Raw genomic sequence first — 9,168 nt, 5'->3', positions numbered from 1 at the left:
AGCTACTCCAACGCATCGTTCTCGGGCGGCGGCGGGTCAGTACCCGCTCGACCCGCCGCCGCCCGAGAACGATGCGTTGGAGTAGCTCGTGTTGGTCGAGCTCGCCGACTGCGCCGCCTGCACGTCGTGGGCGTGCCAGCTCGACACGACGTAGTACGGGACGAAGCCGTTGTAGCCGTAGCCGGCGCGCCAGTCGCGGTCGTACAGCCGGGGCGCGTGGCGGTCCCCCGCATCCTTGGCCGTCTTCACATCCGACATCTCCCGCTCGCGGATCGCCTCCACGACGAGGCGGTAGTCCACCACCAGCCGCGCGTACCGGTCCATGAAGTCGGGTGCCTGCGTGTCGCGGGCCAGCTCGTCCGCCCGGGCGTCCAGCGCCCGGGCCTCCGCGGCCAACCGCTCGTCCTTTGTCCCCAGCGCGGCGGCGGTCATGTCCTCGTGCAGTTCGCCGAGCTGGCGGCGGCGCACGTCGGCGTCACCCTGCTCCATGCGGAACAGCTGGTCGATGTTCTTCTCCGCCGTCTCCATCTGGTCGACCGTCGTGTGCGCGAGCTCGATGTCGGTGGCCTTTGCCCGGAACTCGGCGTCGGTCGAGTCGGGCCGCAGGTCGCCGATCCGCCCCATCACGGTGTCCAGCGAGAGGAACCGGTCCCGGACGTCCGCCCACTGGGACCGCAGCTCGTCGTCGGCCAGTGGGGAGGTGAGCGAGTTGGCGCGGACGTCCAACCCGGTGAGCTCCTGCGCGACCCGCCCGTATTCGCGGGAGACCCGGTCGTAACGCTCCCTCGCCGTCGTCGCCTTCTTCTTCCGGCTCGCCGCCACGCCCGCACCGATCGCGCCCGCGCCCACGACGCCCGCACCGCCCAGCGCCCACGGAAGCCAGGCCGGCGCCTCCTCGGGCTCCGGGCCCGTCACTGTCGGGTCGTTCGCGGCCTGCGCGCCCGCGAGCAGACCCATCGCGTGGTTCTCCCGCCGCATCGGGTCCTTCATCGCCTCCAGCGCACCGTCGAGGTGCGGGCCCTCGAAGATGTCGAGGGCGCCGCAGACGTCGTCGCCGCAGTAGATGCCCACGTCACGCGCCTCGGTGTCGTTGGCCACGATGAGCGTGCCCGGCGCCCACTTCTCCCTGTCCTCGGCGACGAGGTCGGGCCGCTCGGACTGGGCGAAGCGCTCGACGGTGTCGTTGAGGTTGTCGCCGTCGTCGTCGAAGACCAGGTACTCGACACGCGTGACCTGCGGCGGGAACGCGATCCGCGCGGTCTCGGTGCGCAGCAGGTCCTGGTCGCCGGACGACAGGACGCCGGCACGGTCGGTGACGCCCACGGCCACCTCGGCGGGCGCGGGTGCCTGGGCGGGCGCGGGTGCCTGGGCGCGGGCCGGCGCGAACGGCAGGAGGAACAGCGCCAGCAACAGCGCGGCCGCGACGCCGCACAGGACCGCCGCCCGGCCCGGGGCGGGGTCGACGGCGGGAGCGGACACCGTGCGGGGCAGGGGCCGGGCGATCGTGCGGGTCATGCCAGAAGCCTAGGCCCGCCCGGGAGGTCGCGCCGCCACTTCGCGGCCGGTGTCCGAGGCGACAGATACGCTCATGCGCGTGTTCCTCCTCGAAACGCTCATCGCCATCACCGTCGCGTTGACCACCGCGTTCGGCGGGCTCGTCGCCGAGGACCTTGTCGCCCGCGATGCGTCGTGCACGATCTCCACCGTGTCCGACCTGTGGTCCGACACCTGTACCTCGCCGTCCCGGCTGGGCTGGTTCTTCGGCACCCTGCTCGTGCTGGTGGTGGCGATGGCTCTGCGCGCGTGGCTCATGGCACACAACGGCACCCTGTACTACCTGCGCCTGCTGCCGGCCGAGAGCGCGGATCGGATGCGTGCCGCCGTTGACGTCGCCAACGCCCGCAGTCTGGGTTTCCGGTCGGCGACGGGCTGGTTCGGCACCGCCAACGCCGTGGTGGATCTGCGCCGCGAGGTCGACCACATCTCCGACGAGCTCGAGCGGGCGATGAACGACGACGACGACGCGACCGGGTTCCTCCTGGCGCCCAACCTCGCGTTCCCGGCGGCGCTGGCGGTCGGCTACGACACCCTCCTGCGCGAGCGCACCCACCTGGCCGAGCTACCCGTGGCGGCCCGGAAGCGGCGCCTCCCGGGCGGGGACACCGGCGTGCGCACCGTGTATTTCGACGACGGCGACGACGAGTGGACCGAGCGCCGGTGGCGGTCCCGCCGCAGCCAAGCCGGCGCGGAACTGGCGATGGTGACCCTGCCCGCCGGGTCGGCGGTCGAGGCGCCGGCGGACCGGACCTCCGTGCGGCGGGTCTGGCTCTCGCTCCAGCTGGAGGGAGGCGGACCGGTCTCCGAGGTGGACGCGGGTCATCCGCTTCGGGAGGCGGCGGACCTCGTCGTCGTCGTGGGTCCCACCGAGGGCGCGAGCGGCGCCGAGGGAACCGGGCCCACCACCGCGAACGGCGTCGGCGCGGTCGCGGACACCGCCGCGGCGGCCGACGCCACGCTCCGCCCGTGGACGCTGCCCGCCGGGCGCTGGTACCCGGGCGCGAGCGGCCGCCAGGTGGATCGACGGGCGTTCGCGCGGCTCGTGGAGGAGCTGTCCGGGGCGGTGGAGCAGGTGCTCGACGACTACCCGGAGGCGCACGTGCTGCTGTCCGGGCGGATGCCGCGGAGCGTGGCGTTCGCGCTGGGGTACGTCATCTCGCAGCGCAAGGACGACCGGATCGAGGGCAAGCGCGCCGCGCTGCACCCCACGCGCGCTGACGACACGCGGGCCGAACGCGCACAGGCACGGGCCGAGAACGAGGGCCTGAGCTCGCTGAGCCGCTTCTGGACGTCGGTCACGCCCGTGCTGGAGCACCTCGGCGAGGCCAAGCCGACGATCGTGCACGCGGCGCAGCGGGACGCCGCCGTCCACGAGCTGGTCGCCGACGCGCCCGCCGACACCGCACCCTCAGGCACCGCACCCGCGGGCACCGCGCCCGAATCCGCTACCCCGACGACGGATCCGCTACCCCGGTAGGAGTAGCGGATCCCGCCGGGGAGTAGCGGATTTCGCGCGGGCGCGCGGTTGCGCGTGGCGCGTGGGGCGGGGGGATCAGCCGTCGGCGAGCGGCGCGCCGTCGCGCAGGTGCGGCGCCAGCGTGTTGTCGAACATCGTCAGCGCGGAGGCGATGGCCATGTGCATGTCCAGGTACTGGTACGTGCCCAGGCGGCCGCCGAACAGCACCTTGTTGGCGGCGGTCTCGGCCTTGGCGCGGTCGCGGTAGGCGGCGAGCTTCTCGCGGTCCGTGGACTCGTTGATCGGGTAGTACGGCTCGTCCTCGCGCTCGGCGAAGCGGCTGTACTCACGCATGATCACGGTCTTGTCCGTGGGGTAGTTCTTCCGCTCGGGGTGGAAGTGCCGGAACTCGTGGATGCGGGTGTAGTCGTACTCCGCGTCGTTGTAGTTCATCACCGGGGTGCCCTGGAAGTCGCCGGTCGGCAGGACCTCGGTCTCGAAGTCCAGGGTGCGCCAGCCCAGCTCGCCGTCGGCGTAGTCGAAGTAGCGGTCCAGCGGGCCGGTGTAGACGACCGGGGCGTCGGGGCTGGCGGCACGGACGTCGTCGCGGACGTCGAACCAGTCGGTGTCCAGCACCACGTCGATGTTCTCGTGCGCCGCCATGTTCTCCAGCCACGCGGTGTAGCCGTCGACGGGCAGGCCCTCGTAGGTGTCGTTGAAGTAGCGGTTGTCGAACGTGTACCGCACGGGCAGGCGGGTGATGTTGCCGGCGGGCAGGTTCTTGGGGTCGGTCTGCCACTGCTTGGCCGTGTAGTCCTTGATGAACGCCTCGTAGAGCGGGCGGCCGATGAGGGAGATGGCCTTCTCCTCGAAGTTCGCCGCCTCCTCGGAGGAGAACTCGGAGGCCTGCTCGGCGATGAGCGCGCGGGCCTCGTCGGGCGAGTAGTAGCGGCCGAAGAACTGGCAGATCAGGCCCAGGCCCATGGGGAACTGGTACGCGGTGCCCTTGTGCATGGCGAACACGCGGTGCTGGTAGCCGGTGAACGACGTGAAGCGGTTGACGTACTCCCACACGCGCTCGTTGGAGGTGTGGAACAGGTGCGCGCCGTACTTGTGGATCTCGATGCCGGTCTCGGGCTCGGGCTCGGAGTAGGCGTTGCCGCCGATGTGGTGACGCCGCTCGAGCACCAGCACGCGCTTGCCGAGCTCGCTCGCCGCCCGCTCGGCGACCGTCAGACCGTAGAAACCCGACCCCACCACGATGAGGTCATAGGTGCCCCACTGTCGTTCGCCTGCCATAACCTTCGAGCCTTCCCGTAGTCCGTGGCGGCGGTGCGGTGCCGTGTCGCGCCCCGCGTCCGCCCACCTGGCCACGCGCCGGTCGGCGCGGGTCCGCGTCCAAGGGTATCCGGCGGGTCGGGGGTGGGTTCAGGGCACGCCGACGACGACGAGGAGGACGACGTCCCGGCGCGACTGCAGTGGCCCACGGTGCTGGTCGGGCGTTCTCGTCGTCGTACGCCGGTTCGAAACTACATCCCTGTAGTCCCAACTTTCACACTTTTACCACTTGGTTTCAGTCGTTTCTTGGCTAACATTGACCTCGTTCGTCACACACGTCCCTGTGGTCTCGCTCCGGCGGGGCCTCGCGGGCAGTAGTGTCACGCGGCCCGCGCAGCCGCGTGACACAGACCCTGATCTGGAGAAGCCCTTGAGAACACGACGCCGCCCCGTGTACGTCAGCGGTCGACGCCGGACCCTCGCCCTGGCGGTGGCGGTCGCGGCGTCCGTCGTCACGCCCCTCGCCGTGTACGGGGCGGACCAGGTCGTCCAGTCCGGCGACGACATCACCGCCACCGCCGGTGGCGGCCTGCCGACCGGCGAGACCGCGGTCCCGCTGGCCGAGGCTCCGCCCGCCACGGGCGTGGACAGTGACGTCGCCTCCGGCGGCTCCCCCGTCCGCGAGGTCACGTCCGACACGCCGTTCTCGATGGTCGGCGTCACGTGGAAGGGCCACAACCCGGCCGCCGTCGCGCAGGTCCGCGCGAAGAACCCCGACGGCTCGTGGGGCCCCTGGTACGAGGCCGAGTCCACCGACGGCAAGGGCGAGAGCGTCACCGGCACCGGCGGCACCGAGCCCGTCTACCTGGGACTCGACACCACGGCGGTCCAGATCTCGCTCTCCGGCATCGACATCGAGGACACCTCGCTGGCCGACGCGCCCGAGGCGACCCCGGACGAGCCCGCGAAGGCCGACGCCGAGGCCGATACCGGGGCCCCCGCCGACGAGGACGTCGCCGCCGCGCGCGAGGCCGAGTCCGCTCCCGCCCCGTCGGCCGTGCCGACCCCGGTCGCGCCCGCCGGCCCGACGTCCGCCCCGGCCCGCCCGGCCGTCGACGACGCCCCGCCCGCGCCGACCCGCTACGCGGACATCAAGCCCGTCGCCGAGAGCTCCGACCTCGACCCCGACTCGGTGCAGGCCGTCCTGCTCTCCCCCGACGACACCCCGACGCCCGACCCCGAGGCGTTCGCCGACGTCACCGCCTCCGGCGGCACGGGCGCGCACGGTGACATCGCGGCCAGGCAGCCGTCCATCATCACCCGCGCCGGCTGGGGCGCCGACGAGTCGATCCGCTGCGGCGGCACCTCCTACGACCCCACGCTCGCCGCGGCGGTCGTCCACCACACGGCCGGCAGCAACAACTACACCCGCGAGGGCTCGGCCGGCGTCATGCGCGGCATCTACACGTACCACGCACGCACGCTGGGCTGGTGCGACGTGGGCTACAACGTGCTGGTCGACAAGTACGGGCAGGCCTTCGAGGGCCGCCGCGGCGGACTCGACCGCAACGTCCAGGGCGCCCACGCCGGCGGCTTCAACGGCAACACCTGGGGCATCTCGATGATGGGCGACTACTCGACCGTCTCCCCGCCCGACGCCACGATCCGCAAGGTCGGCGAGATCATCGGCTGGCGTCTGTCGGTCGCGGGCGTCGACCCCAAGGGCTCGGACACCCACTACTCCGAGGGCACCTCGTACACCAAGTACTCGTACGGCACCGCCGTGCGACTGCCCAACATCTTCGCCCACCGCGACGTCGGCCTCACCACCTGCCCGGGCGAGGCCGGCTACGCCAAGATGGGCCAGATCCGCGACATCGCCGCCTCCTACGCCAAGAGCGGCGGCGGGGGCTCGTCCCCGGCCCCGTCCAACCCGGGCACCGGCGGCGGTGGCGGCGCCGGCGGTGGTGGTGGCACCGGCGGTGGTGGTGGCACCGGCGGTGGTGGTGGCACCGGAAGTGCCGGCCTGCCCGCGATCACCCAGTCGGGCATCCAGGACGCCGTCGTCTCCGCGCTGCGGACCGTGCTCACCGGCGGCCGGCTCGACCCCGCGGCCCTGACCCGCGCCCTGGTCGGCGGCAAGACCCTCGCGGACCTGCCGGTCGACGCCGGCTCGGTGGGCGACGCCGTCGGCGTGGACCTCGGATCGGTGGAGAACCTGGCCGGCGGCGATTTCCGCGGACTCGGCAAACAGCTCGGCGCCCAGCTCGGCAAGGCGCTGTCCGGCGTGCAGCGATTCGGCAACGTCTCGCTGGTCAAGCACGAGAACGGCGCGCTGTACTCGTCCCCCGAGACCGGCACGCACCCGGTGTGGGGCGTGATCGGCGACGCGTGGGCGGCACAGGGCTTCGAGCACGGCCCGCTCGGGCTGCCGGTCTCCGCGGAGGCCGAGCGCGAGGACGGCACGATCGCCCAGCGGTTCGTCGGCGGCACGCTCGTCTACGACCCGGAGACCAAGCAGCTCAGCGTCGAGCCCAACCCCTGACCGACGTCCGGGTCACCCGCCGCGCACGCGGCGGGTGACCCGCGCGGTCTCCGGCACGGCGCCTCGGGGTTTCCCGGCGCGGCGGCCATCTCAGACTTGCGGACCGGCTCCCACCAGGTGTGCCCCTCCCCCACCGGGGCGAGGGATACACCGGGGAAGTGGTGGGGACCGGTCCGCGACCTATTTCGGAGCAGTAGCGCCCCGGCGCGGTGAGCTCCCGCCCGGCGAGCTCCCGCACCCCGGCCCGACGCGGCTCTGCCTGACCGGGCCCGTCACGGCGCGCCCCGCGTCGAGTGGTCGCAAACGCCGCTTTTCCGGCGGACCCGTCCTCGGAAAACGTGGGCATAAGTGACCGCGCGGCGGTCAGCGGGACGAGCGGCGCCTCGGCCAGCCGTGCGGACGCAACCCGACCCGGCGCGAGCCGGTGTGGTGCGGCCCAGTACGCCCCGGGCGGCCGACGCAGGCCGGCATGCCCTGGCACGGCGCTCCCCCTCGCCGAGTGGTCGCAAATGCCGCTCTCCGGCGGACCCGTCCTCGGTAAACGTGGGCAGCTTCGACCACTCGGCGTCAGCGCGACGGCCAGCGGGCGACGGCGACGCGACGGCTGCCGGACTCGAACGGGGCGGCTCAGGCGCGCGCGGGTTCAGAGCGCCGGCCGACCCCGCGGGTCAGTTCCACCAGCGCCGCAGGACGTGCGCGAAACCGGCCTCGTCGTTGGTCAGTGTGACCTCGTCGGCGGCGGCGTGGACCGCGGGGATGGCGTTGCCCATCGCGACGCCGTGATCGGCCCAGCGCAGCATCTCCAGGTCGTTGGGCATGTCGCCGAACGCGACCGTCACGGGCACCTCCGCGGACGGGGTGGCGGTCGCGGCCGCGGTGGACGCCGCGATCCGCGCCAGCCCGCTCGCCTTGGTCACCCCGCGGGCGGCGAACTCGATCAGCCCGTTGGTCGTGGAGTACGTGACGTCGGCCAGGTGATCGACCTCGCCGCGCAGGGCGGCCAGCATGTCGCCACTGGGCATGCCGGGCACGCGCGCCAGCAGTTTCAGCACGGGCTCGGAGAGGACCTCGGCGTGCCCCACCTCGAGATGCGCGGGGTGGATCCAGGCGTGCTCGTAGTCCGGGCTGGCCACGAAGTCGGCGTCGGCGGCATCCGCCCCGAGCCGCTCGGCTGCGATCCCGCTGCCCGGCAGCCGCTCCCGCAGGACCTCGTCGATCGCCGCGAGCGTGTCCGGGTCGAGCAGGCTGGTCTCGAGGAACTCGCCGCTGCCGGTGTCCATGATGACGGCGCCGTTCGCGCACACCGCCAGTGGCGCGACGGGCAACTGGTCGACCACCTGCGCGAGCCAGCGCGGAGGCCGACCGGTGGCCAGGACGAAGGTCGCACCGTCGGCGACGAGGTCCTCCACGACCGCCAGGTTGGCGGCGGGCACGAGGTCGTCCGAGCCGATCAGGGTCCCGTCGACGTCCGTGGCGACGAGGACCGGCCGCGACCGACTCACGGAGCGTCCGGGCCCGCCGGTCCCTTCGGGGTGTCGACATCGGCCACCGACGTGCCCTCGGCGGCCGCCTTCTCGGCGCGACGACGCAGTCGCTCCGCGTGCTCGGCCTCGTCCAGGGCCGTGGCCTGCTCGAGCGTGGGAGCCGACCCTCCGAGGCGGGCCGGTACCCAGGTGGCACCGGCCGGGTACGGCCCGAAGCGCTCGGCGTACTCGTCCTGGAGCCGCTCGAGGGTCGCCTGCATCCGCGAGCGCAATCTCTCAGTGCACTCGGCCACCGGCTCGTACGCCGTCATCGGCTCGCCGACCTCCATGATGATCGGCACCCTGGGCCGTAGGAGCTTCTTGGGCAGCCCCTTGGTCCACACTCGCTGGGACCCCCAGATGGTGACGGTGATGATCGGCACCCCGGCCGCGAGCGCCATCCGCACCGCCCCGGACTTGAAGCCCTTGATCTCGAAGCTGCGGCTGATGGTCGCCTCGGGGAAGACGCCCACCAGCTCACCGGCCCTGAGGCGCTCGACGGCCTCGTCGAACGACGCCTTGCCGGCAGTGCGGTCCACGGGGATGTGCTTGAGCTCGCGCATGATCGGCCCGGCCACGGGGTGCTCGAACACCTCGTGCTTGGCCATGTAGCGGATGAACCGCTTGTGCACGCGGGCGGGGAGGCCAGCGTACACGAAGTCGAAGTACCCGGTGTGGTTGATCACCACGACCGCCCCGCCGACCGCCGGGAAGTGGTGTTCCCCGCGCACGGTGATGTCCAGTCCCTGGACCTTGAACATCGTCCGGGCGACCCCGATGATCCCTGTATAGAGCAGCTCCACGGGCCC

General features: G+C 72.5%; 6 protein-coding genes. 2 read left to right on the top strand and 4 right to left on the bottom strand.

All coding sequences use genetic code 11. The features are described 5' to 3' along the window. Nucleotides 1–36: 36 nt before the first annotated feature. Complete coding sequence (locus tag KHA85_RS02275; protein ID WP_213184640.1) at nucleotides 37–1,515, bottom strand: DUF5129 domain-containing protein; 1,479 nt, start codon at nucleotides 1,513–1,515, stop codon at nucleotides 37–39. Between the two features lie 73 nt (nucleotides 1,516–1,588). On the opposite strand from KHA85_RS02275, the gene KHA85_RS02270 reads away from it, so the two are divergent. Next, nucleotides 1,589–3,034 carry a hypothetical protein gene (locus tag KHA85_RS02270; protein WP_213184639.1) on the top strand — a complete coding sequence of 482 codons (1,446 nt, stop codon included), beginning with the start codon at nucleotides 1,589–1,591 and terminating at the stop codon, nucleotides 3,032–3,034. A 75-nt stretch (nucleotides 3,035–3,109) separates the two neighbouring features. Here the strand turns inward: KHA85_RS02270 and glf are convergent, their stop codons facing one another. Continuing rightward, nucleotides 3,110–4,312, bottom strand: a complete 1,203-nt coding sequence (gene glf / locus KHA85_RS02265; RefSeq protein WP_007632998.1) for a UDP-galactopyranose mutase — start codon at nucleotides 4,310–4,312, stop codon at nucleotides 3,110–3,112. A gap of 409 nt (nucleotides 4,313–4,721) precedes the next feature. Between glf and KHA85_RS02260 the strand changes: the two genes are divergently transcribed. Continuing rightward, nucleotides 4,722–6,836, top strand: a complete 2,115-nt coding sequence (locus KHA85_RS02260) for an N-acetylmuramoyl-L-alanine amidase (RefSeq protein WP_236885037.1) — start codon at nucleotides 4,722–4,724, stop codon at nucleotides 6,834–6,836. A gap of 668 nt (nucleotides 6,837–7,504) precedes the next feature. Here KHA85_RS02260 and KHA85_RS02255 read toward each other — a convergent pair. Then, nucleotides 7,505–8,338 (bottom strand): HAD family hydrolase, encoded by an 834-nt coding sequence (locus KHA85_RS02255; RefSeq protein ID WP_213184638.1) that lies wholly within the window; start codon nucleotides 8,336–8,338, stop codon nucleotides 7,505–7,507. Next, the gene (locus KHA85_RS02250) at nucleotides 8,335–9,162 is read right to left on the bottom strand and encodes a lysophospholipid acyltransferase family protein (protein WP_213184637.1); all 828 of its coding nucleotides are present in this window, start codon (nucleotides 9,160–9,162) and stop codon (nucleotides 8,335–8,337) included. Before KHA85_RS02250 ends, KHA85_RS02255 begins: the two co-directional genes overlap by 4 nt. Nucleotides 9,163–9,168 lie beyond the last annotated feature (6 nt).

The sequence above is a fragment of the Dietzia massiliensis genome, assembly GCF_018390595.1.
In the GTDB taxonomy this organism is placed as follows: Bacteria; Actinomycetota; Actinomycetes; order Mycobacteriales; family Mycobacteriaceae; genus Dietzia; species Dietzia massiliensis.
This window is presented reverse-complemented; position numbering and strand designations above follow the sequence as displayed.